The sequence below is a fragment of the Microbaculum marinisediminis genome (assembly GCF_025397915.1).
Taxonomy (GTDB): Bacteria; Pseudomonadota; Alphaproteobacteria; order Rhizobiales; family Tepidamorphaceae; genus Microbaculum; species Microbaculum marinisediminis.
This window is the reverse complement of record NZ_JALIDZ010000001.1, coordinates 157,574-179,382: the sequence shown is the minus strand read 5'-3', so window position 1 is coordinate 179,382 and position 21,809 is coordinate 157,574. Positions and strand designations below refer to the sequence as shown.

At 67.8% G+C, this 21,809-nt stretch carries 19 protein-coding genes; 14 read left to right on the top strand and 5 right to left on the bottom strand.

Features of this window, described 5'->3' with window-relative positions; genetic code table 11:
• Positions 1-15 precede the first annotated feature (15 nt).
• Complete coding sequence (locus tag MUB46_RS00895) at positions 16-1,989, bottom strand: adenylate/guanylate cyclase domain-containing protein (RefSeq protein WP_261613973.1); 1,974 nt, start codon at positions 1,987-1,989, stop codon at positions 16-18.
• 197 nt (positions 1,990-2,186) lie between these two features.
• Here MUB46_RS00895 and MUB46_RS00890 point away from each other — a divergent pair, with 197 nt between their 5' ends.
• A complete protein-coding gene (locus MUB46_RS00890; RefSeq protein WP_261613972.1) occupies positions 2,187-3,389 on the top strand; it encodes an MFS transporter in 1,203 nt (400 codons plus the stop codon).
• Positions 3,390-3,424: 35 nt separating this feature from the next.
• Positions 3,425-3,781: a DUF427 domain-containing protein gene (locus MUB46_RS00885; protein ID WP_261613971.1), complete on the top strand. Its 357-nt coding sequence runs from the start codon at positions 3,425-3,427 to the stop codon at positions 3,779-3,781.
• On the opposite strand, the gene MUB46_RS00880 is transcribed toward MUB46_RS00885, so the two are convergent.
• Together MUB46_RS00880 and MUB46_RS00875 are read right to left on the bottom strand one after the other, a co-directional pair.
• Positions 3,778-4,362 (bottom strand): hypothetical protein, encoded by a 585-nt coding sequence (locus MUB46_RS00880; RefSeq protein WP_261613970.1) that lies wholly within the window; start codon positions 4,360-4,362, stop codon positions 3,778-3,780. The genes MUB46_RS00885 and MUB46_RS00880 overlap by 4 nt on opposite strands.
• Before the next feature lie 102 nt (positions 4,363-4,464).
• Positions 4,465-5,901, bottom strand: a complete 1,437-nt coding sequence (locus tag MUB46_RS00875; protein ID WP_261613969.1) for a sigma-54 interaction domain-containing protein — start codon at positions 5,899-5,901, stop codon at positions 4,465-4,467.
• Positions 5,902-6,082: 181 nt separating this feature from the next.
• Here MUB46_RS00875 and aptA point away from each other — a divergent pair, with 181 nt between their 5' ends.
• The 4 genes from aptA (at position 6,083) to MUB46_RS00855 (ending at position 10,340) form a co-directional block, all read left to right on the top strand.
• Positions 6,083-7,432 carry an omega-aminotransferase AptA gene (gene aptA / locus MUB46_RS00870; protein ID WP_261613968.1) on the top strand — a complete coding sequence of 450 codons (1,350 nt, stop codon included), beginning with the start codon at positions 6,083-6,085 and terminating at the stop codon, positions 7,430-7,432.
• 28 nt (positions 7,433-7,460) lie between these two features.
• Positions 7,461-8,060 (top strand): hypothetical protein, encoded by a 600-nt coding sequence (locus MUB46_RS00865; RefSeq protein ID WP_261613967.1) that lies wholly within the window; start codon positions 7,461-7,463, stop codon positions 8,058-8,060.
• Between the two features lie 66 nt (positions 8,061-8,126).
• Entirely contained in the window at positions 8,127-9,452 is a 1,326-nt protein-coding gene (locus tag MUB46_RS00860) for an EAL domain-containing protein (protein ID WP_261613966.1), read from the top strand.
• Complete coding sequence (locus tag MUB46_RS00855; protein WP_261613965.1) at positions 9,453-10,340, top strand: TIGR01459 family HAD-type hydrolase; 888 nt, start codon at positions 9,453-9,455, stop codon at positions 10,338-10,340.
• A gap of 2 nt (positions 10,341-10,342) precedes the next feature.
• Here MUB46_RS00855 and MUB46_RS00850 read toward each other — a convergent pair whose 3' ends face one another.
• Both MUB46_RS00850 and MUB46_RS00845 read right to left on the bottom strand, forming a co-directional pair.
• Positions 10,343-10,993 carry a protein phosphatase CheZ gene (locus tag MUB46_RS00850; protein ID WP_261613964.1) on the bottom strand — a complete coding sequence of 217 codons (651 nt, stop codon included), beginning with the start codon at positions 10,991-10,993 and terminating at the stop codon, positions 10,343-10,345.
• Between the two features lie 66 nt (positions 10,994-11,059).
• Complete coding sequence (locus MUB46_RS00845) at positions 11,060-11,443, bottom strand: response regulator (protein WP_261613963.1); 384 nt, start codon at positions 11,441-11,443, stop codon at positions 11,060-11,062.
• Between the two features lie 248 nt (positions 11,444-11,691).
• On the opposite strand from MUB46_RS00845, the gene MUB46_RS00840 reads away from it, so the two are divergent.
• The 8 genes from MUB46_RS00840 to MUB46_RS00805 all read left to right on the top strand — a co-directional run bounded on the left by MUB46_RS00840 (position 11,692) and on the right by MUB46_RS00805 (position 21,678).
• Entirely contained in the window at positions 11,692-12,141 is a 450-nt protein-coding gene (locus MUB46_RS00840; RefSeq protein WP_261614427.1) for a MaoC family dehydratase, read from the top strand.
• 29 nt (positions 12,142-12,170) lie between these two features.
• A complete protein-coding gene (locus MUB46_RS00835) occupies positions 12,171-13,163 on the top strand; it encodes a bifunctional riboflavin kinase/FAD synthetase (RefSeq protein WP_261613962.1) in 993 nt (330 codons plus the stop codon).
• Positions 13,164-13,171: 8 nt separating this feature from the next.
• Positions 13,172-14,134 carry a DMT family transporter gene (locus MUB46_RS00830; RefSeq protein WP_261613961.1) on the top strand — a complete coding sequence of 321 codons (963 nt, stop codon included), beginning with the start codon at positions 13,172-13,174 and terminating at the stop codon, positions 14,132-14,134.
• Between the two features lie 267 nt (positions 14,135-14,401).
• Entirely contained in the window at positions 14,402-17,338 is a 2,937-nt protein-coding gene (gene ileS, locus MUB46_RS00825; RefSeq protein WP_261613960.1) for an isoleucine--tRNA ligase, read from the top strand.
• Positions 17,339-17,375: 37 nt separating this feature from the next.
• A complete protein-coding gene (gene lspA, locus MUB46_RS00820) occupies positions 17,376-17,888 on the top strand; it encodes a signal peptidase II (protein WP_261613959.1) in 513 nt (170 codons plus the stop codon).
• A 108-nt stretch (positions 17,889-17,996) separates the two neighbouring features.
• Positions 17,997-18,665: a hypothetical protein gene (locus tag MUB46_RS00815; RefSeq protein WP_261613958.1), complete on the top strand. Its 669-nt coding sequence runs from the start codon at positions 17,997-17,999 to the stop codon at positions 18,663-18,665.
• Between the two features lie 138 nt (positions 18,666-18,803).
• Positions 18,804-20,234 carry a M16 family metallopeptidase gene (locus tag MUB46_RS00810; RefSeq protein ID WP_261613957.1) on the top strand — a complete coding sequence of 477 codons (1,431 nt, stop codon included), beginning with the start codon at positions 18,804-18,806 and terminating at the stop codon, positions 20,232-20,234.
• A gap of 70 nt (positions 20,235-20,304) precedes the next feature.
• Entirely contained in the window at positions 20,305-21,678 is a 1,374-nt protein-coding gene (locus MUB46_RS00805) for a M16 family metallopeptidase (RefSeq protein WP_261613956.1), read from the top strand.
• Positions 21,679-21,809: the final 131 nt, after the last annotated feature.

Here is a 21,809-nt window from a genome sequence, read left to right as displayed (position 1 = left end):
TACCAGGTCTCCTGTCTACGTTCCGCTTTGCGCCGGCGTGACGATGCGGCGCGGCTCGAACACCTCGAGCGGCTCTGACCGCCCTTTTACCTGAACTTCGCCCCGCGCGGTGAAGTCGATTTTGTCTGCGGCCAGATTGCCTGCGCCCGGCTCACCTGCACACAGATCGTATGTCTGCCTGCTGACGAGGATTGCGGTGCCGAGCTCCTTGTTCATCCCTTCCAGCCGCGAGGCGACGTTCACGGTATCGCCCATCGCCGTATATTGGAGCCGGTCCTCGGCCCCGACGTTGCCGACCACCGCCGGCCCGGTATGGATGCCGATGCGTGTGATCAGTTCGGGCTTTCCCGCGGCACGCTGCGCGGCGTTGAACGCCGCCAGCGCCTCCTTCATCTGCAGGGCGCAGCGGCAGGCGTCCCGCGCATGGTCGGGCGAGGCGACGGGCGCGTTCCACATCGCGTTGATGGAATCGCCCAGGAACTGGACGATCGTCCCGTTGTTCGCGTCCACGCAGCCATTGAGCAACTCGAAATAGTCCGACAGCATGGAGACGACGGTCTCCGGCGCGTTCTGCTCCGAGATCGTCGTGAAATCCTTGATGTCGGTGAACATGACGGTGACGGTCTCCCGCACCGCGGCACGCCGGTCGAACAGGCCCGAATCGACGATGCGGCGGACGAGTTCCTTCGGCACGTAAAGCCCGAACGAGCTTATCGCGATGCGCGCGGAGGCGAGTGCGCCGTTCAGCGTGACGATTTCCGAGATCCGCGAGCGCAGGGGCGGGGGCTCGGAAAAATCGAAATCCCTCAGCCGCAACGCTTGTCCGGTGAGCGTCGTCAGCGACCGGCTGATCAGCCGGGAAATGATGACGGTGATGGCGATCCCGAGCCCCAGGACGCCGATGCCGATCGCGAGCCCCTGATGCAGCCCCCTTTCGACGTCGGCCGTGAAGTCGCTTCGCGGCGCGGCGACCGCGATGGTGTAGCCCGCGAACGTCGAGAGGAAATCGATCGGCGCGAGCAGTACCTCGTAGACCTTTCCGGCGTGCGCGAAATGCGTCCGGCCGCTGCGGGAGGTCTTCAGCGCGTCGCCGACCTGATTAAGCAGCGGGTCGTGCTCGGCGAGGTCGACATGGTCGTCGCCGCGTTGACCGTTGGCGATCTCGATGAGTTCGGCCATCAGGACCGGGTCGGAGTGGACGATCAGCTTGCCGTCCGGATCGAAGATGTAGGAATGCGCGTTCGGCGACACCCGCTCCTCGTCCAGGAAACGCGCCACGGTATCCATGAGAACGTCGGCGGCGATCACCACGCCCGGATCGGTCTTGTGCTTGAGTGCGATGGTCTTCACGTAGGCGCCGCTGAACGGCATGAAGTAAGGCTCGGTGGCGATCGGCCCTGTCGCCTGGGTCGCCTCGCGATACCAGATCCGCGTGCGCGGATCGAAGTCCGTCGGCCTGGCCGGGATGAACGAGGTCGGTTCGCCATCGGCGCCGAGAAACGTCCAGCGCACGGTCGGATCGCCCGCCGCGTCGGGGATGATCATCTCCATAGCCGCGACGGCGTCTTCCGGTGCGTCCAGCGGCGCCCGCCAGGGGGAACCTTCGCGCAGGCTCACCAGGCGCAGGAAGCGGCCGTCGGGATATCCTACGAAGATGCCGTCCAGGTCCGGCGCGAGTGCGATGGTCTCGAACAAAAAGCCGCGCTTTTCGTCGAGGCTGGCCGGTGGCGACGTCGCCATGTCGTCCAGCCCGGCCGCCAGTTGCGCCATCGCCAGCTTGTCGGCGAACGCGATGCGGTAATGATCGACGATGCGCTCGGAGACCGACGCCATTTCGAGGTCGATGGCCTCGTAGGCCGCATCGTGCCCGCGGTCGTAGGACAGCCAGAGCATCGGCCCGGCGATAGCGATCAGCAGGACCACGAAGACAAGCCCGAGATGGATGCGAAGGGGTCTGGTCCAGGTGCCGTTCTCGTCGTTCTCCCGCATCGACCGTCCGTTCCCCCAACTTGCGAATCGGCAATCCGCTTTCCCTTCACAACCCTAACACCGGTCGCGCGCGACGGGCCAAGCTGTTCGCGAACTGCGGGAATCGGACGGCCGATGGATTCGGATTGCGCCGCCGTCGACCTTCGTCTATCGCGAGTATTCCGTTCGCATGCGAGCCTAAGGCGATGGCAGGCCCTTTGACCGATACTCGAGCCGATACGGCCCTGCCGTTGCCCGCGTTGGCCGCCGTCATGGCGGTGATCGGCGCATTCGCGCTGTCGGTCGGCTACATCTATCCCGCCATTGCCCTCAATCTCGAGGAGCGCGGCGTGTCGACCGTGACGATCGGCGTGCTGGCGGCGATCCAGGGCCTCGGCGTCCTCGTCTGCTCGGTCATGCTGCCGTGGCTCACCGGGCGTTTCGGCGCCTGGCGGCTTGCGGTCTGGTCGCTGCTGGGAACCGCCGCGACCATGACGCTTCTGGGGCTGACCGAACATCTGGTCATCTGGGGCATCCTGCGCTTCCTGCTCGGCGTCGGCGCCAACGCCCTGTTCGTCATCTGCGAGGTGTGGATCAACGTCCTGGCGCCGGAACGGTTTCGCGGCCGTGTCATCGGTACCTACACGACCGTGATTTCCGCTCTGTTCGCGCTCGGCCCGCTACTCGTCCCGGTGCTCGGCTACCAGGGTGCCGGCTCCTTCGGTGCGGTCGCTGCGATCTACCTTCTCATGGGCGCGCCGGTGCTTTGGCTCCGGACGGCGGTGCCGGCGATGGAGAAAGTGCCGTTCCGCGAACTGCCGAGGGTCATGTTGGCGATCCCGGTCCTGCTGCTGGCGGTCGCGGTGTTTTCGTTCTTCGATGCCGCGACCTTCGCCCTGTGGGTCGTCTACGCGTTCGGTCGCGGCGAGACCCAGACGGTGACGATCATCACCCTGTCGGTGCTGGTGACCGGCAACGTGATCCTGCAGTTTCCGATCGGCTGGCTCGCCGACCGGATGAACCGCCGCCTTCTGCTGGCGCTGCTGTCCGCCGCCGCGTTCGCCGGTGCCATCGTGCTTCCGCTACTGCCGCTGTCCAATGTCCTGACCTATGTCTTCCTGTTCTTCTGGGGGGCAGCGGCCTTTGGCGTCTACACGATCGCCATAACCCTTATCGGCCAGTATCTAACCGGCATCCGCCTTGTGGCGGCAAACGCCGCGTTCGGCGTGATGTGGGGAATCGGCGCCCTGATCGGACCCTGGATCACCGGTTTGGCGATGCAGTCGCAGGGGCCCGTCGGATTGTCGCTCACCTTCGCCGTGGTTTACGGTGTCCTGACGATCGCCGCCCTCAGCTTGCCGCCGATCCGCGCCGCGCTGGTCGGACTGGAGCGGGAGGGCAAGGGCAAGGGCAAGGGCTGACCCCCTTCACTGGAAAGTCCGATGGGGAGCATCCGATGAAACTGCCCGGACCCGACCATCCGATCACGATTTCACCGGCCAGACGGCATGTCACCGTCATCGCCGGCGGGCAGCGTGTCGCCGAAAGCGACCGTGCCCTGGTGATGCGGGAGGCTCATTATCCGCCGGTCTACTACCTGCCGCGCGAGGATGCGGCGATGGACCGGCTCGAGCCCAGCGAGCACCTGACCTACTGCCCGTTCAAGGGGGAGGCTTGCTATTTTACGATCCCCGCCCTGGGGGATGCCGGCCGCAACGTGGCGTGGTCCTACGAGACGCCTTATGCGGCGGTCGCGGAGATCGCCGGCTGTCTCGCCTTCTATGCCGATCGCGTCGACGTCGAGATCGGCTAGCCGCGCGTGATCGTGATCGGCAGCGAGAACGCCGCCGTCTTGCCGTAGACCCGGTCCGTGAGCGTGGTCGTGACCACGTAGTCGCCGGGGCCGAGCCCGCCGAACACGTAGGTCAGAGCCAGGAACACGTCCGCGTCGCGCTCGGCCGATGCGATCTGGAACTCCGCGAACGCCTTGTGGCCGACGATGATCTTGCCTTCGGCCGTCGCCACCCTGACGTCGGCGACCAGGTCGGTCCGGTAACCTTCGCCGGTGGACTCCCAGCCGAAGGCCACCGGCTCGGCGTAGATGTGGATTTCCTCGTCGACCGTGTAGGTGTTGGTCGCGCGCGGCTCTTCCCGGCCGAACGCGGTCGGCGCGGAATCGACCAGTGCGGTCTTGCGGAAGGCGAGGGGGACCGTCTGCCAGACGGCCTCGGCGAACCGGTCGGCGAGGTCCAGCGCCTCCAGGGTCCGGCCGGCGGCGGCGGCCTGTTCAGCCTCGCCCGCCAGCGCCTTCAGGGCCTCGTCCGCCATGGCGGGCGCCGCGGCGATCCACGACACGATGGCGCCGACCAGGGCGCTGCGGAGAAAACGGATCATCTTACCCCCCGAAGCACGGCCTTTTCGCTCAGCCGCTGCATCCGGCAATCATATTGGCGCATGGAAACGGGCCGCGGCAAGCGAACCCTGCGAAGTGCGCGATCAGGCCGCGGAGTGCGCGACCAGGCGGTCTGCCGTCCAGCCCTGTTTCTTGCGGTAGATGGTGGAGGCGCTGATCTGCAGGGCGGCGGCGGCCTGGACGACATTGCCGTCGAAGGCCGAGAGCGCATCCTCGATGATGCGCCGTTCCTGCAGCCAGAACGGCTCAATCGTCCCGGATTGCTGGATCGGATTGCCGGCGTCCGCGCTCCGGACGGGCGCCTCGACACCGATCTGGCCGGCCCGGGCCAGCGCCATCGCCAGCATCGGGGCTGTGATTTCGTCCCCGTCGTTCATCACGACGGCGCGGCGGATGACGTTCTGCAGTTGGCGCACGTTGCCGGGCCACTCGTAGTGGACGAGCAGGGCGCGGGCCTCCGCGTCGAACCGTGTGAAGCCGCGGCCTTCCTCGGCGGCGAACGCCAGCAGCGTCGCGTCCGCGATCGGCAGGATGTCCTCGCACCGCTCGCGAAGCGGCGGCAGGTGAACTGGCAGCACGTGCAGGCGGTAGTAGAGGTCGGCGCGGAACCGGCCTGCGGCGACTTCGGCCTCCGGGTTGCGGTTGGTCGCGCAGACGAAGCGCACGTCGACGGGCCTGGACTGGGTGTCGCCGACCCGGCGCAAAGTGCCCGTTTGGATGAAGCGCAGGAGCTTTGTCTGCAGGTCCGGCGCCATTTCGCAGATTTCGTCGAGGAACAGCGTGCCGCCATTGGCCAGCTCCGCGGCGCCGGCGCGGTCCTCGTTGGCGCTGGTGAAGGCGCCGCGAACGTGGCCGAAAATCTCGCTTTCCATCAGATCGCGCGGGATCGCGCCGCAATTGAGCGCGACGAAGGCGCCGGGACGTCCGGACCGGCCATGCACCGCCTCGGCGGTCAGTTCCTTGCCGGTTCCGCTCTCGCCGGTGACGAAAACCGGGGCTTTCGAAGGGGACACCCGGGAAATCAGCTCGAAAACACCGCGCATCACCTCCGAATGGCCGATGAACCGCTCGAAATCGGTGGACGGGGCGCGGGCCGTCTGCCGCGCCGACCCGGTCGGAACGAGGGGCTGCTTGGGCGTCGGCTCCAGCGTCCGTTCGATCGCCTCGGCGACGGCTTCGGGTCGGGTCGGCCGGACCAGGACGTCGGCGGCGCCGGCCCGCATCGCGGCAACCGCCAGGCCGAGCGATCCGGTGCCGCTGATCGCTATGACGGGCGCCTCTGCGGCGGCGGCGGCGAGATCGGCGCTCCGCTCGCCGTTGGCGCCGTCGATCCCGAACAGGATGGCGTCGACCGGCGCCTCGGCGGCTGCGCGCGCCTCGCTCCAGCTTTCGGCTTCGAGGATGTCGAGCGCCAGGCCCGAGCGCGATGCGACTTCCTCGCGCACGAAGCGCCGGAAGACCGGATCGCGGTCGACGACGAGAACCCGATGGACTGGTGAATCTGTTTCGGCCGATGCCATGACCGGACGAACCCCTCGCTTTCCTGCAGACTGACGACCGCGAACGCCCCGATTAATCCGCAATTAGGGTAAAGAAACGGTTGCCCGCGCCACCGCTCGGGTGGTTTCCCGACCCGCGGGCCTCTGCTATCGTCCCGCGCGCTGCACCAACGAGAACCAAATCCGTTCAAGGAGCACATCAATGTCGGTCGCGCATGACATCGACACATCGGCGGAACTGTCGCCCAACGATCTCGAAGCCTTCTGGATGCCGTTCACGCCGAATCGGGCGTTCAAGAAGAACCCGCGCCTGATCTCGCGCGCCAAGGACGTCCATTATTATACCCCGGACGGGCGCGCGGTCCTCGATGCGACCGCCGGTCTGTGGTGCTGCAACGCCGGCCACGGCCGCGCGCCGATCGTCGAGGCGATCCAGAAGCAGGCCGCCGAGCTCGACTACGCGCCGGCCTTCCAGTTCGCCCATCCCAAGGCCTTCGCGCTGGCCAACCGTCTGGGCATGATGGCGCCGGCCGATCTCGACCACGTCTTCTTCGCCAATTCCGGCTCCGAGGCCGTTGATTCGGCTCTGAAGATCGCGCTCGCCTACTGGAACGTCCAGGGCAAGGGCTCGAAGACCCGCCTGATCGGCCGCGAGCGCGGCTATCACGGCGTCGGTTTCGGCGGCATCTCGGTCGGCGGCATCGTCAACAACCGCAAGTTCTTCGGCGGCCTCCTGACCGGCGTCGACCACCTGCCGCACACCTATAACCGCGCCGAGCAGGCCTTCACCCGCGGCGAGCCCGAATGGGGCGCGCACCTGGCCGACAATCTCGAATCGATCGTCGCCCTGCACGACGCCTCCACCATCGCCGCCGTCGTCGTCGAGCCGATGGCCGGCTCCACCGGCGTGCTGCCGCCGCCCAAGGGCTACCTCAGGAAGCTGCGCGAGATCTGCGACAAGCACGGCATCCTGCTGATCTTCGACGAGGTCATCACCGCGTTCGGCCGCCTCGGCTTCGGCACCGCCGCCGAGCGCTACGGCGTCGTCCCCGACATGATCACCTTCGCCAAGGGCGTCACCTCGGGCACCGTCCCCATGGGCGGCGTGATCGTGCGCAAGCCGGTCTACGATGCCTTCATGAACGGCCCCGAGCACGTGATCGAGCTGTTCCACGGCTACACCTACTCGGCCCATCCGATCGCGGTGGCCGCGGGGCTGGCGACCCTCGACGTCTATCTCGACGAGGGCCTGTTCGACCGGGCCAGGGAACTGGAGGGCGAGTGGGCCGACGCGGCCATGAGCCTGAAGGGCAAGCCGAATGTCGTCGACATCCGCACCATCGGCCTGGTGGCGGCCATCGACCTTGAGTCGCGGCCCGGCGCCGTCGGCGCCCGCGCCTACGAGGCGATGGACAGGGCCTTCCACGAGTATGACATGATGATCCGCGTCACCGGCGACACCATCGCGCTGTCGCCACCGCTGACCATCTCCCGCGATCAGATCGGCGGGCTGTTTGACGGGCTCGGCAAGCTGCTCGGCGAGCTGAGCTGACCGCACGGCGGTACCTGGATCGGAATCGATGTCGATAAAGAGCATGTTGGTCATAGGCGTCGCCGTGCTGGTTGCGGCCGGCGTCGCCTATGTGTTGGTCGTTCCCGATGCCCTCGACCGGGTGGGCGTCGAGATGGCGGAGGAGACCGCGCCGGCGCAGCCGGCCAAGGACTCCTCCCGGATCACCACCTCGACGCCGGTTCCCGCCGGCCAGGGGGCGTCCGACGAGATGCCGAATGTCGGCGTCCTCGACCTGGCCGCGCTGCCGTTCGAAAGCGGGTGCGGCCTGTTCCTCAGCCGCGAGGGCGAGGAGGACATCGTCTTCGTCGACGCCATGCCCGGCGGCGGCAGTGACGACGCCAACGGCCCCATGCCGGCGGTGATGCTGATCGACGGTACGCTCGTCACCTTCTCGCGCACCACCGCCGACGGCGAGCCGATCGGCTTCGGCCAGTACCCGCGGCAGGTATTCGACAGCGCAGACAACACGGTCAGGGTCGTCGTCGAGGTCGATTTCGGCGAGGAAACCGATCCCGAGGACGTTCCCGTCTCCGCCGGCGAGGTAACGGTCATGAAGGCCGGCCGGCCGACGCTGAAGTTCCCGGTATCGGGCGGCGCGGGCTGCTGACGGGCCCGTACACGATTTGTTAAGCACCGCGCTACTTGCCGGCGAGAATCACCTAGTATCCGCCGCATGTCAGTGTCGTCACCGGTCGAAGCGGACACCTTGAGAGGCCCGGACGAGCCGCGCTCCGTCCTGCCGTCGCCGTCGCCGTGGTTCGTCGCCTTCTGCATGGTGGTGATCGCGGGGTCGCTGGCGACGATCCTCTATGCCCGCGCCGGCATGAGCGTCGCCGAGGCTGGCTGGATCGGCTTCGCCGCGCTTCTGATCATGGTGCTGGCCGAATTCTACTCCGCGCGCGCCCGCGAGCGTTCCGCCGTCGAGGCCGAGCTACGCGAGGTCGTGCGCGTCTCCGGCCGGTTCCAGGACGAGATCGCTGGGCTTAACCAGCGGATCGCCGACATCGAGGCGACGCTGACGGTGCGTGTCGACGACATGATCGAGGAACGGGTGGAGACGATCGTCACCGACATGCGCCAGATCGAGGACCGGCTCGACGGCCTCGCCGAGACGGTTTCGGCGCTCGAGAGCGCGGCGCCTGCCGCCAGGGGGGCGCTGGCCGGCGCGGAGATCGGCGGGCGGGCGGAGACCCTCGAGGAGTCCCCGGCGTTCCCGGGCATGTCGGATGCCGACGCCGCGGCTATCCTGCGGCGCTCGGTCGAGGAGCACGGGCCGCTCATCCACCTGCAGTCGATCGTCACCCTGCCGCAACGGCGGGTGCGGTACTACGAGGCCTTCGCGCGGCTGCGCACCGACGACGGCCGCTCGCTGATGCCGCGGCAGTTCATCCCGCTGGCCGAGCGCACCGGCATCATGCCGATCATCGACAACGCCGTGCTGTTCCGCACGGTTCAGATCCTGCGCAAGATCGCCCGCAAGAACAACGATGTCGGGATCTTCTGCAACATCTCGGCCCGGTCCCTGGGCGATGGCGAGTTCTTCCAGCAGTTCGTGGATTTCATGGGCGAGAACCGCAATCTCGCCGGGGCCATCGTCTTCGAGTTCACGCAGGCCGCCTTCGACGATCTCGGTCCCATAGAGCTCGCCAATCTCGACGCGCTCGCCGAACTCGGCTTCCGCTTCTCGCTGGACAACGTGAACCGGCTCGATATCGACGGCGCGCGCCTGGCCAAGCACGGCGTCCGATACATCAAGATCGACGCGGACACGCTGATGCAGCCGCCACTATCGGCCAGCGCCCACATCCACGCCGCCGACCTCGCCAAGCTGCTCGCCCGGTACGGCATCACGCTGATCGCCACGCGCGTGGAGGCGGAGTCGCAAGTGGTCGATATCCTTGACTACGACGTGAAATTCGCCCAAGGGAACCTGTTCTCGCCACCGCGCATCGTCCGCGCCGATGCCGCGCAGGCGGCCCGCAAACCCACGATAAACTGAATGTCAGACACCAGCCCGACAAACGGGCCGCACCCGCAAATCCTGTTGCGGTTCCGCGATCTTGCGGAACGCTACGACGGTATCCTCTGCGACATCTGGGGCGTCGTCCACAATGGCGTCCGCGCCTGGCCCGACGCCTGCGACGCGCTCCACCGGTTCCGCGAGGCCGGCGGCCGGGTCGTCCTGATCACCAACGCGCCGCGCCCCTCGGGGCCGATCCGCGCGATGCTCGACGGCCTGAAGGTGCCGCACCATGCCTATGACGATATCGTCTCTTCGGGCGACCTGACGCACGCGATGCTGGCCGAGCGGGCCGGCCGCAAGGCCTTCCATCTCGGGCCGGAACGCGACCTCGGGGTGTTCGAGGGGATCGACATGCCGCTCACCGGCGCCGACGATGCCGAGCTGGTGGTCAATACCGGCCTGTTCGACGACACCACAGAGACGCCCGAGGACTATGCCGACATGCTCGCCGCGTTCCGCGCGCGCGACGTAGAGATGGTGTGCGCCAATCCCGATGTCGTGGTCGAGCGCGGCGACGAGCTGCTCTACTGCGCCGGCGCGCTCGCCGATGCCTACGAAGCGTTGGGGGGCAGGGTGCTATGGGCCGGCAAGCCGCACCCGCCGATCTACGACGAGGCCCTTGCCCGCCTGGCGACGGCGGCCGGCCGTCCGGTCGAGCGCGGGCGCGTGCTGGCGATCGGCGACAGCCTGCGCACGGATCTCGCCGGCGCGGCGCGGTCGGGCGTGGATGCCCTGTTCATCGCCTCGGGCATTCACGGCAGCGAACTGATCCGTGAGGATGCGCTCGACCTGCCGGGACTGGAGGCCTCCTTCCGGCAGGCCGACGTCTGGCCGCGCGCGGTGATGTCGCGGCTGGTCTGGTAGGGTCAGGCCGCGGAAAACAGGTCGTCGACCTCGTCCTGGCTGACGCCTTCGCCCTTGGCCTGGGGCCCGTCGAGCAGCAGGTCCTTCCTGCGCTGCACGCGGCTCGCCTCGTCCTCGTTGGCATGGCCCTCGGAGTCCTCGACCCGCATGCGCTGGGCGAAGCGGCTGACGCGATCGTCGATCATCCGCAGCGTCTCGACCACCTTGGTGATGCGCTGGCCGGTAATGTCCTGGAAGGAGCAGGCCTCGAAGATCTTCATGACGTTCTCGTCGACCAGTGCCTTGTAGGCGTCATGGTCGGCGTCGTCGGCGTTCATGATCGTCTCGGCGCACTCCATGATCGTGTTCGTGGCCTCTTCGGTGGCCTCGACCACGGCGTCGAGCTCCTTGCCCGCCGTCGGCAGATGCGTCTGCTGCAGGTCGTTGGCCTGCAGCCCGGCGATGTCCGTCTTCATCGCCTCGATATACGAGGCGATCTCGCGGAACTCGCGCTGGATCGACGCGTCGACGGCGCGATAGACGCTCGACAGCGACGACGACATCGTCTGCGCCAGCGACAGGATCTCGTTGACGGTGATATCGCCGTTGGTGCCGATGCCGATTTCGTCGAGGACCCGCGAAACCCGCGCGGCGCCCGATTCCGTATTGGCCATGGTGTGATCCCCTCTTGACCAGCCGAGCGTTGCGGAGGGGCGGGATGTCCCGCCGCTCCGGCGGGATCAGGCGCCGAAGACGGCGTCGATCTTGGACTTCAGCGTCGCGGCGTTGAACGGCTTGACGATGTAGTTGTTCACGCCGGCCTTCTTGGCGGCGATGACGTTCTCGGTCTTGGATTCGGCGGTGACCATGATGAAGGGCATGCCGCACAGGCGCTCGTCGCCGCGCACCTGCTTCAGCAGCTCGTAGCCGGTCATCGGCTCCATGTTCCAGTCGGAGATGACGAGACCATACTGTTTGGCCCGCAGCTTCTGCAGCGCCTCGGTGCCGTCCGTCGCCTCGTCGACGTCGTTGAAACCGAGCTGCTTGAGAAGGTTGCGGATAATCCGGATCATCGTCTTGTAGTCGTCGACGACGAGAATTGGCATCGCGGTGTCGATCGCCATCCTAGCTCTCCATTCTTTTCCGGGCTCTCGTCCGCCGCCAGCCGCGTTCTGCGACATGGTGGCCGGCCCGTCTCGTTGAGGCCGCCGACGGTAGGAACGCGCGCTGAAAAATAGGTTAAGCTGGTTCCGGCCCGATTGGGTTGGTAAACCGCTGGTTTGCGGAATTTGGCGGATTGCGCCGGTCGGCGCTCCCGCCTAGTTTGCGCGGCTAGTCATCGCCCGTACTGGAAAGGGGACCGACGATGAACATGGCGCCGGCCGGTTTCGGCTATTGTTTCGAGGATCTGCGCGTCGGCATGACCGAAGTGCTGATGAAGACCGTCATGGCCGACGACGTCATCGGTTTCGCCAAGCTGTCCGGCGACAACAACCCGGTGCATCTCAGCGATCACTTCGCCGCCCAGACCCCGTTCCGCGAGCGGATCGCCCACGGCCTCTATACCGCCAGCCTGATCTCCGCCGTGCTCGGAACCCGGTTGCCGGGCCCCGGCGCCGTCTATATCTCCCAGAGCCTGAATTTCCGCGCGCCGGTGCGCATCGGCGACGTGGTCAAGGCGCACGTCGAGGTCGTCGAGCTCGACGCCGACAAGCGCCGCGCCCGGCTGCATTGCGAGTGCACGGTCGATGCCAAGACCGTGCTCGACGGCGAGGCGATCGTCATGGTCCCCTCCCGCGACAGCCTGCGCAAGCGCGGCTGACCGTCACCACCACGCCGCCAGCCGATCCGATGCCCGACCACCGCTTCGCCATCATCACCAATGCCGATCCGGTGCCCGCGGCCCTGCGCGGCGGCGTCGTCGCGATCGGCAACTTCGACGGTGTCCATCGTGGCCACCAGGCCGTCCTCAGCCGCGTGATCGAGATGGCGCGCGCCCGCGGCGTGGCCGCGCTGGCGCTGACCTTCGAGCCGCATCCGCGCACCTTCTTCCGCCCCGAGGCCCCCGTGTTCCGGCTGACGCCGGCGCCCGTCAAGGCGGAGCTGTTCGAGGCCCTCGGTCTCGACGGCGTCGTCGAGGTGGCCTTCGACGCCGCGCTGGCGTCGACCCCCGCCGAGAGCTTCGTCGACTGGCTCCTGGTCGAGCGGCTCGGCGTCGGCGCCGCCGTCGTCGGCTACGACTTCCATTTCGGCAAGGGCCGCGCCGGCTCGCCGGACGTCCTCAGGGCGCTCGGCCGCGACCGCGGCTTCGACGTCGAGATCGTCGGCAAGGCCGGCGATTCCGAGACCGTCTGGTCGGCGAGCGCGGCGCGCGCGGCGCTCGCCGAAGGCGATGTCGAGGCGGCGGCGCGCATCCTCGGCTACCGCTGGTTCGTGCGCGGCGAGGTCGTGCACGGCGCCAAGCGCGGCCGCGACCTCGGCTTCCCGACCGCCAATATCGGCCTCGCCCCGGAAACCGGTCTCGCCCACGGCGTCTACGCGGTGCGGATGCGGGTCGACGGCGCGGTCCATGACGGCGCCGCCAGCTTCGGCCGCCGGCCGCAGTTCGACAACGGCGCGCCGCTGCTCGAGGTCCACCTGCTCGACGTCTCGCCCGATCTCTACGGCAAGACGGTGGAGGTCGAGTTCGTCGGCTTCATCCGCCCCGAGGCGCGCTTCGACGGTGTCGAGGAGCTGGTCGCGCGGATGAAGATCGACGTCGCCGAGGCCCGCCGCCTGCTGGCCAGGGCCGACGCCGAGGGTTCCGCCGGACTGTCCGTGCCCGCCCGTCTCGCCGCGCGCTGAGCCTTTCCGTGTCGATCCCGTCCGCACGCCCCGCAGGTGAATCCGTCATCGGAGAGCGCGAAGTCGTCGCCGGCGTCCTCTTGATGCTGCTGGCCGCGACCCTGCAGCCCATGCAGGACGCCATCATGAAATATCTCGGCGGTGCCGTGCCGGCGGTTCAGGTCGCCTGGGCGCGCATGGTCTTCCAGATGCTGTTCACGCTGCCCTTCGTGCTGATCGGGCCGGGCATCGCCGGCCTTCTGCCCAGGCCCTACGGCCTGCAGATCCTGCGCGGCCTGTTCATCGGCTGCACCAACGTCGCCTTCGTCTCCGCCATCATCGTCATGCCGCTCGCCGACGCGATCGCGCTCGTCTTCGTCGCCCCGCTGGTCGTCACCGCGCTGTCGGCGCTGGTGCTCGGCGAGACGGTCGGCCCGCGCCGCTGGACGGCGGTCGTCATCGGACTGGCCGGCGCGGTCATCATCATCCGGCCGGGCTCCGGCCTGTTCGGCCTCGTCGCCCTGCTGCCGATCACGGCGGCGATCTCCTACGCCTGCTATCTGATCGTCACCCGCCGCCTCAAGACCTCGGCGCCGGCGATTTCGACGCATTTCTTCACCGCCGTCGTCAGCGCGGTGGCGATCAGCATCCCGCTCGCCATCGGCATGGTCACCGGGCTGCCGCTGATCACGCCGGTCGCGCCGAGCCCGGGCGAATGGGGGCTCCTGGCGGTGGTCGGGCTCATCTCCACCGTCTCGCATTTCCTGATCATCCTGGCCTATAACCGCGCTCCCGCCTCGACGCTGGCGCCCATGACCTATTTCGAGATCGTCGGGGCGACGATCCTGGGCTATCTGGTCTTCGGCGACTTCCCCGATTTCTGGACCTGGGTCGGCGTCGCGGTGATCGTCTCCAGCGGCCTCTACGTGGTGTTCCGCGCCCGCAGGAAGCAGGCGCAGGTGCCGATCAGCGGGACCGATGCGGGCCTGTGAGCCGAATCCGCCTCTTTATCCGGGCTCCAGTGCCTGATAGAAGGCCCGCCATGCATTCGGATGTCCTGGTCATGGAGAACAAGCCCGTGAGCAAGACCGCGAGCGAACCCGTGAGCAGACCCGTCCGGGGGCTCATAGCCGCGCGGCGAATTATCGGCCCGGTTTTCGCCTGAGGCGGGAGATCGATCCCGACGGGCGGAAAGCCGGGATTCCCGACCACGTGTCCGAAACCATCGAGCGACCGCCCCGAAAGCCAGTCAGAAGACCATGACAAACGGATCCGATTCCGCCGCCAAGCGCGACTATTCCGAAACCCTGTTCCTGCCCAAGACCGATTTCCCGATGCGCGCGGGCCTGCCCAAGCGCGAGCCCGAGTTTATCGAGCGCTGGGACCGCCTCGAGGTCTACAAGCGCCAGCGCGAGATGGCCAAGGGCCGCGAGAAATACGTCCTCCACGACGGCCCGCCCTACGCCAACGGCAACATCCATATCGGCACCGCGCTCAACAAGATCCTCAAGGACGTCGTCACCCGCTCGCACCAGATGCTGGGCTACGATTCCAACTACGTGCCCGGTTGGGACTGCCACGGCCTGCCGATCGAATGGAAGATCGAGGAGCAGTACCGCGCCTCGGGCAGGAACAAGGACGACGTCCCGGTCATCGAGTTCCGCAAGGAATGCCGCCAGTTCGCCGAACACTGGATCGGCGTCCAGAAGGCCGAGTTCCGCCGTCTCGGCGTCGAGGGCGACTGGGACAACCCCTACACCACCATGACCTTCGCCGCCGAGGCGCAGATCGCCCGGGAATTGACGAAGTTCGCCATGAACGGCGGCCTCTATCGCGGCTCCAAGCCGGTGATGTGGTCGGTGGTCGAGAAGACGGCGCTGGCCGAGGCCGAGGTCGAGTATCACGACTACACGTCGGACACGATCTTCGTGAAGTTTCCGATCGTCGAGGGCCCCGAGGCCGGCAGCGCCGCGGTGGTGATCTGGACGACCACGCCGTGGACGATCCCCGGCAACCGGGCGATCTCGTTCAGCCCGCGCATCGAATACGGCCTCTACAAGGTGGTCGAGGCACCGGAAGAGAACTGGGCGAAGCCCGGCGATCTCTACATCCTGGCCGACAAGCTCGCCGAGGAGGTGATGAAGGCCGCTCGGGTCGAGCATTACGAGCGCGTCCGCGACATCGACTACGCCGAGCCCGGCGAGATGGTCTGCGCCCATCCGCTGAAAGGTCTCGACGGCGCCTACGACTTCGCGGTGCCGCTGCTCGCCGGCGACCACGTCACCGACGACGCCGGCACCGGCTTCGTGCACACCGCGCCGGGCCATGGCGCCGAAGACTTCGAGGTCTGGACCGACAACAAGGTCGCGCTCGAAGGCCGCGGCATCGACCCGACCATCCCCTATACGGTCGACGCCGACGGCTTCTTCACCAAGGACGCGCCGGGTCTCACGGGCAAGCGGGTAATCACCGACAAGGGCGACAAGGGCGATGCCAACCAGGCCGTCATCGACGCCCTCGTCGCGGCGGGCAATCTGGTCGGCCGCGGCCGGCTCAAGCACCAGTACCCGCATTCCTGGCGCTCCAAGAAGCCGGTCATCTTCCGCAACACGCCGCAATGGTTCATCTCGATGGAGGACGGCAAGGGCGACGACGGCCTGCGCGCCAAGGCGCTGAAGGCCATCGCCGAGACCCGTTTCGTGCCGGACGCCGGACAGAACCGCCTGCGCAGCATGATCGCCGAGCGCCCCGACTGGGTGATCTCGCGCCAGCGCGCCTGGGGCGTGCCGATCACCGTGTTCGTCCATCGCGAGACGGGCCAGGTGATCCCGAACGCCGGTTTCGCCGAATCCGACGCGCTGATCCGCCGCATCGGCGATGCCTTCGAGGCCGAAGGCGCCGACGCCTGGTTCGCCGACGGTGCGCGCGAGCGCTTCCTGTCGGGCCTCGTCGACGATCCGGCCGCCTGGGACAAGGTCGACGACATCCTCGACGTCTGGTTCGACTCGGGCTCGACCCATTCCTTCGTACTGGAGGTGCGTCCGGACCTGAAATGGCCGGCCTCGCTCTATCTGGAAGGCTCGGACCAGCATCGCGGCTGGTTCCATTCCTCGCTGCTGGAGTCCTGCGGCACGCGTGGCCGCGCGCCCTACGACGCGGTGCTGACGCACGGCTTCACCATGGCCGAGGACGGCCGCAAGATGTCGAAGTCGCTGAACAACCAGATCTTCCCGCAGGACGTCATCAAGCAATCCGGCGCCGACATCCTGCGCCTGTGGGTGGTGTCGACCGACTACTGGGAAGACCAGCGGATCGGCCCCGAGATCCTGAAGATGAACGTCGAGTCCTATCGCAAGCTGCGCAATACGGTGCGCTGGATGCTCGGCTCCCTTGCCCACTACGACGGTGAGGACGTGCCCGAGGCCGAGATGCCCGAGCTGGAGCGCTATATGCTGCATCGGCTGGCCGAGCTCGACCGGCTCGTGCGCCGCGGCTACCAGGACTACGACTACAAGCGCGTCTCGCACGCGCTGTTCAACTTCGCGACCGTCGACCTGTCGGCCTTCTACTTCGACATCCGCAAGGACTCGCTCTACTGCGACCCGCTCTCCAGCACGAAGCGCAAGGCCTGCCTCGCGGTGCTCGACCGCATCTTCCGGTGCCTGATCAGCTGGTGGGCGCCGATGCTGCCCTTCACCATGGACGAGGCGTGGCTGTCGCGGTTCCCCTCGGAGGACGGCTCGGTGCACTTCGAGACGTTCCCGGAGGTTCCCGAGAGCTGGTATGACGAACGCCTGGCCGAGAAGTGGCGGCGGGTGCGCCGGGTGCGCCGCGTCATCACCGGTGCCATCGAGATCGAGCGCGCGGCCAAGCGCATCGGCTCCAGTCTCGAGGCCGCGCCGGAGGTCTGGTTCACCGATGCCGAGCTGATCGCGGCCGTCGCCGACGTCGACCTGGCGGAGGTCTCGATCACCAGCCAGATCGTCCTGAAGGAAGGCGCGGGCCCGGCCGATGCGCACCGCATCGACGAGGTGTCCGGCGTCGCCGTCGTGCCGGCGCTGGCCCAGGGCAGGAAGTGCGCCCGCTCGTGGAAGATCCTCCCCGACGTCGGCTCCGATCCGGCCTGGCCGGACCTGTCGCCGCGCGACGCCATGGCGATGCGCGAGTTCGAGGCGGGCCGCGCGGCCGCGCAATAGGGCGCCGGCCGTTGCACAGCGGGACACAGCAAAGACGATGAGCCTCCGCCGCACCCTCTGGGGCCCGCTGACCGGCCTTGGCGCCTCGGTCGCGCTCGTCGTCTTCCTGCTCGACCGCTTGCACAAGTGGGCGATGCTCGGCCCGATCGACATCGCCGCGCGGGGGCGAATCGAGGTTGCGCCGTTCTTCGATCTCATCCTCGTCTGGAACCGCGGCGTCAGCTACGGCCTGTTCCAGCAGGATACCGAAGCGGGGCGGTGGGTCCTCGTGGCGGTCAAGATCGTCGCGAGCCTCGCCCTGTGGATCTGGCTCGCCCGGGCGCATTCCAGGCTCACGGCGGTCTCGATCGGCCTGGTTATCGGCGGGGCGATCGGAAACGCCGTCGATCGGGCGATTTACGGCGCTGTTGCGGACTTTTTCCACTTCTCCGCCTTCGGCTGGTCCTGGTACGTGTTCAACCTCGCCGACGTCGCCATTGTTGCGGGTGTCGTCGGGCTTCTGTATGACTCGCTGACGGATAGTCACAAAACAGCCCCAAAGCCCGATTAGCGGGCTAGTCTCGAACGAGACGCAACACGTGCTGGTATTTGCGTATGGCGCTTGGGCGATGGGCCCGGACGGGGCACGACGCCAGCAGGCACGGGAACGGGTAACCGCATGAAACGAGACGGTCGGTTCGGTGCGAGGCTGACGACAGGCTTCGCGATCTGCGTGGCGGGCGGGCTTCTGGCAGCCTGCTCGGGATCCAGCAGTGGCTTCAACGATCCCGTTGAGGACATGCTCGGCGATCCGCTCGTCGCGATGGGCCTGAAGGTCGATCCCAGCGAGGAGACGATCGAGTACGGGCCGCGCTCGCCGCTGGTGATGCCGTCGGCCGACCAGGCCGCCCGGGACCTGCCGCCGCCGGTCGCCGCCAGCGAATCCTATGGTGCCGCGTGGCCGACCGACCCCGACGCGGAACGCCGCCGGGCGGAGGCGGAGATGCGCCAGGCCGCCCTCAAGGAGAAGCCGCGCGACGTCGAGTACGCTTCCGAGCCGATGACGCCGGGCGAACTCGAGGAGTGGGGGCGCATGTATGGCCGCAGCAACGGCTCCGGCATGGCGCTCGGCCCGAAGAAGCCGGGCGGCAAGGAAGAGGCCAAGACGGTCAGCCCGCGCGAACTCCTGGATCGCCGCAAGGATCCCACCCAGCAGCTCCGGTCCGAGCCGCCGCGGCAGTCCCTGAACGAGCCGCCGGCCGGCTACCGGACGCCGGCGCCGTCGGTCGAGGGCCCCGAGGAGCCGGAGAAGAAGGGCTTTTTCTCCAAGCTGTGGGGCAACAGTTAATACCTGGACGTCAGAGGAGGTCCGGCCGATCACGACTTCGGGAGCGTGGTGGCGCCGGACGGGGCACCCGTCTATATCGTTTGGCAGCGTCGCGCCGGTTGAACGGACCGGGGCGGCCAACTACGTGAGGGTAGCCCGATGCGAGCAGTCGCAGCGATACGTCTGGTTTTTCCGGCACTGGTTTCAATGATGGCCTACGGCTTTGCTTTCAGCGCGCCGGCGGGCGCCGCTTCCGCCGACGCGGTGACGACCTTCGATCTCGACAACGGCCTCAAGGTCGTCGTCATCGAGGATCACCGCACCCCGGTGGTCACCCACATGGTGTGGTACAGGGTCGGGGCCTCCGACGAGCCGCCGACCAAGTCCGGCATCGCCCATTTCCTCGAGCATCTGATGTTCAAGGGCACCGAGGCGCACCCGGCCGGCGAGTTCTCCAAGGTGGTCGCCGACATCGGCGGCCAGGAGAACGCCTTCACCTCTTCCGACTACACCGCCTATTTCCAGAAGGTGGCCAAGGACCATCTCGGCCTGATGATGGAATACGAGGCCGACCGGATGACCGGCCTGGTGCTGGCGCCCGAGGACGTCACGTCCGAGCTGCAGGTGGTTCTCGAGGAGCGCTCCAGCCGCACCGACAACGATCCCTCCGCTCAGCTCGGCGAGGAGCTCGACGCCACCCTCTACATGGCGCACCCCTATTCGCGCCCGATCATCGGCTGGAAGCACGAGGTCGAGGCGCTGACCCGCGACGACGCGCTCAGCTTCTACAAGCGCTACTACACCCCCAACAACGCCATCCTGGTCGTCGCCGGCGACGTGACGCCGGACGAGGTTCGCGCACTCGCCGAGGAGACCTACGGCAAGGTGCAGCGCCGCGCCGAGCCGGGCGAGCGCGTTCGCCCGCGCGAGCCGGAGCCGCGCGCCGCCCGTACGGTGTCGATGTCGAGCCCTCGGGTGCAGCAGGAAAGCGTACGGATCGCCTGGCTGGCGCCGAGCTACCGCACCGCCGAGCCCGGTGAGGCCGAGGCGCTGGACGTGCTCGCCGGCATCCTCGGCGGCGGCGCCAACTCGCGGCTCTACAGGTCGCTCGTCGTCGATGGCGGCGAGGCGGCCGCAGCCGGCGGCTTCTACCAGGGCTCCGCGCTGGATGATTCCCGCTTCATGGTCTACGGCGTGCCCACGCCCGACATCGCTCTCGACACATTGGCCCAGGCGGCGGACGGCGTCATCGCCGATCTCGTCGCCGGCGGCGTCACCGAGGCCGAGCTGACCCGCGTCAAGAACGCGCTGATCGCCGAATCGGTCTACGCCCAGGACAGCCAGTCCTCGCTCGCCCGCATCTACGGCACCGCGCTGACCACCGGCGGCACCGTCGCCGACATCGCCGCGTGGCCGGACAGGATCCGCGCCGTCACCGCGGACCAGGTGGTCGACGTCGCGCGCAAGTACCTGACTCCGGAGCGCTCGGTGACCGCCTATCTGCGCGCCGAGCCGCAGGAGCAGGCGTCCGTCCCGCAGGGCGGCGCCACCGGCGCGGCCGAACCCGCCGGCGAGAGCGCCGTCCAGTAAGCGCCCTGTCAGCGCCCAGTACGCACGGTGCGCCGTCGCCCGATTATTCGAAAGCGGAGGTTCCCTCCCCATGCTGAAGTCCCTGGTGTGGAAGTTCATGACTGACGCGATAGTCCCCGCCCTTGCCGTCGCCACGGTCGCGACCGTGGCCACCACCGCCGCCGTCCGTCCGGCCTCGGCGATCGAGATCGAGAAGGTGGTCTCGCCCGGCGGCATCGAGGCCTGGCTGGTGTCCGAATCCGCCGTGCCGCTGGTGAGCGTGCAGTTCGCCTTCGACGGCGGCGCCGCGCAGGACCCGCCCGACCGGCCCGGCGTCGCCAATCTGATAAGCGTCCTTCTCGACGAGGGCGCCGGCGACATCGATTCCGCCGCCTTCCAGGAGAAGCTGGAGAGCCTGGCGATCGAGATGTCGTTCGACGCCGGCCGCGACACCTTCTACGGCGCGATGCAGACGCTGACGGAGAACCTGGACGAGGCCGCGAACCTGCTGCGCCTGGCGATCACCGCGCCGCGCTTCGACGCCGACGCGATCGAGCGCATGCGCGTCCAGACCGAATCCGGCCTGCGCCGCGAGCTGACCGATCCCAACGCGGTCGCCGGCCGGCTGTGGTCCGACACCGTGTTCGGCAGCCACCCCTACGGCCGCCCGGTCAAGGGCACGCTGGAGACCGTGGCGGCGATCACCGTCGACGACCTGCGCGCCTATCACGAGCGCATCTTCGCCCGCGACACGCTCAAGATCGCCGTCGTCGGCGACATCACCGCCGAGCGTCTTGCCCCCCTGCTCGACGAGATCTTCGGCGGCCTGCCGCAGACGGCCGACCTCGCCCCTGTCGCCGAGGCGACGCTGCCGGACGGCGGCATGCGCAAGGTCGTCGAGATGGAAATCCCGCAGACGGTGATCCAGTTCGGCCGGCCCGGCCTGAAGCGCGACGATCCCGATTTCATCCCCGCCTATGTCGTCAACCATATCCTCGGCGGCGGCGCGTTCTCCTCGCGCCTCTACCAGGAGGTTCGCGAAAAGCGCGGCCTGTCCTATTCGGTCTACAGCTTCCTCTATCCCCTCGACCGCGCCGGCCTGATCGCCGGCGGGGCTGCGACCCGCAACGACCGCGCCGCGGAATCGCTGGCCATCATCGACGAGGAGATCAAGCGGATGGCCGACGAGGGCCCGACCGCGGAGGAGCTGGACAAGGCCAAGCGCTATCTCAAGGGCTCCTACCCGCTGCGTTTCGACACCTCGACCAAGATCGCCCGCCAGCTCGTCGAGATCCAGCGGGACAAGCTCGGCATCGATTACATCAACAAGCGCAACGACCTGATCGATGCGGTGACGATCGACGATGCTAAGCGTGTCGCCCGCAAGCTCTATGGCGACGGCAGCCTCTACGTGACCATGGTCGGCCGTCCCGACGGTATCGCCGCCGACGCCAAGGGCGGCTGAGGCCGGCCACGCCGGCCCCGCCACCGCGTCACGGCCGGCCATCCCGTCCGGGCTAGCGTACGGTCAGCCTTTCGCCTAAAGGTGGAAGCGTGGCGGACCGCGTGTCGCCAGTCGCCAGGCGAGGGAGGGGC

Bases quoted from the DNA above. Each gene is read 5' to 3' on its own strand.
- MUB46_RS00895 (WP_261613973.1), bottom strand. From the start codon at position 1,989: ATGCGGGAGAACGACGAGAACGGCACCTGGACCAGACCCCTTCGCATC.
- MUB46_RS00885 (WP_261613971.1), top strand. From the start codon at position 3,425: ATGAAACTGCCCGGACCCGACCATCCGATCACGATTTCACCGGCCAGA.
- MUB46_RS00880 (WP_261613970.1), bottom strand. From the start codon at position 4,362: ATGATCCGTTTTCTCCGCAGCGCCCTGGTCGGCGCCATCGTGTCGTGG.
- MUB46_RS00875 (WP_261613969.1), bottom strand. From the start codon at position 5,901: ATGGCATCGGCCGAAACAGATTCACCAGTCCATCGGGTTCTCGTCGTC.
- aptA (WP_261613968.1), top strand. From the start codon at position 6,083: ATGTCGGTCGCGCATGACATCGACACATCGGCGGAACTGTCGCCCAAC.
- MUB46_RS00865 (WP_261613967.1), top strand. From the start codon at position 7,461: ATGTCGATAAAGAGCATGTTGGTCATAGGCGTCGCCGTGCTGGTTGCG.
- MUB46_RS00860 (WP_261613966.1), top strand. From the start codon at position 8,127: ATGTCAGTGTCGTCACCGGTCGAAGCGGACACCTTGAGAGGCCCGGAC.
- MUB46_RS00855 (WP_261613965.1), top strand. From the start codon at position 9,453: ATGTCAGACACCAGCCCGACAAACGGGCCGCACCCGCAAATCCTGTTG.
- MUB46_RS00850 (WP_261613964.1), bottom strand. From the start codon at position 10,993: ATGGCCAATACGGAATCGGGCGCCGCGCGGGTTTCGCGGGTCCTCGAC.
- MUB46_RS00845 (WP_261613963.1), bottom strand. From the start codon at position 11,443: ATGGCGATCGACACCGCGATGCCAATTCTCGTCGTCGACGACTACAAG.
- MUB46_RS00840 (WP_261614427.1), top strand. From the start codon at position 11,692: ATGGCGCCGGCCGGTTTCGGCTATTGTTTCGAGGATCTGCGCGTCGGC.
- MUB46_RS00835 (WP_261613962.1), top strand. From the start codon at position 12,171: ATGCCCGACCACCGCTTCGCCATCATCACCAATGCCGATCCGGTGCCC.
- ileS (WP_261613960.1), top strand. From the start codon at position 14,402: ATGACAAACGGATCCGATTCCGCCGCCAAGCGCGACTATTCCGAAACC.
- lspA (WP_261613959.1), top strand. From the start codon at position 17,376: ATGAGCCTCCGCCGCACCCTCTGGGGCCCGCTGACCGGCCTTGGCGCC.
- MUB46_RS00815 (WP_261613958.1), top strand. From the start codon at position 17,997: ATGAAACGAGACGGTCGGTTCGGTGCGAGGCTGACGACAGGCTTCGCG.
- MUB46_RS00810 (WP_261613957.1), top strand. From the start codon at position 18,804: ATGCGAGCAGTCGCAGCGATACGTCTGGTTTTTCCGGCACTGGTTTCA.
- MUB46_RS00805 (WP_261613956.1), top strand. From the start codon at position 20,305: ATGCTGAAGTCCCTGGTGTGGAAGTTCATGACTGACGCGATAGTCCCC.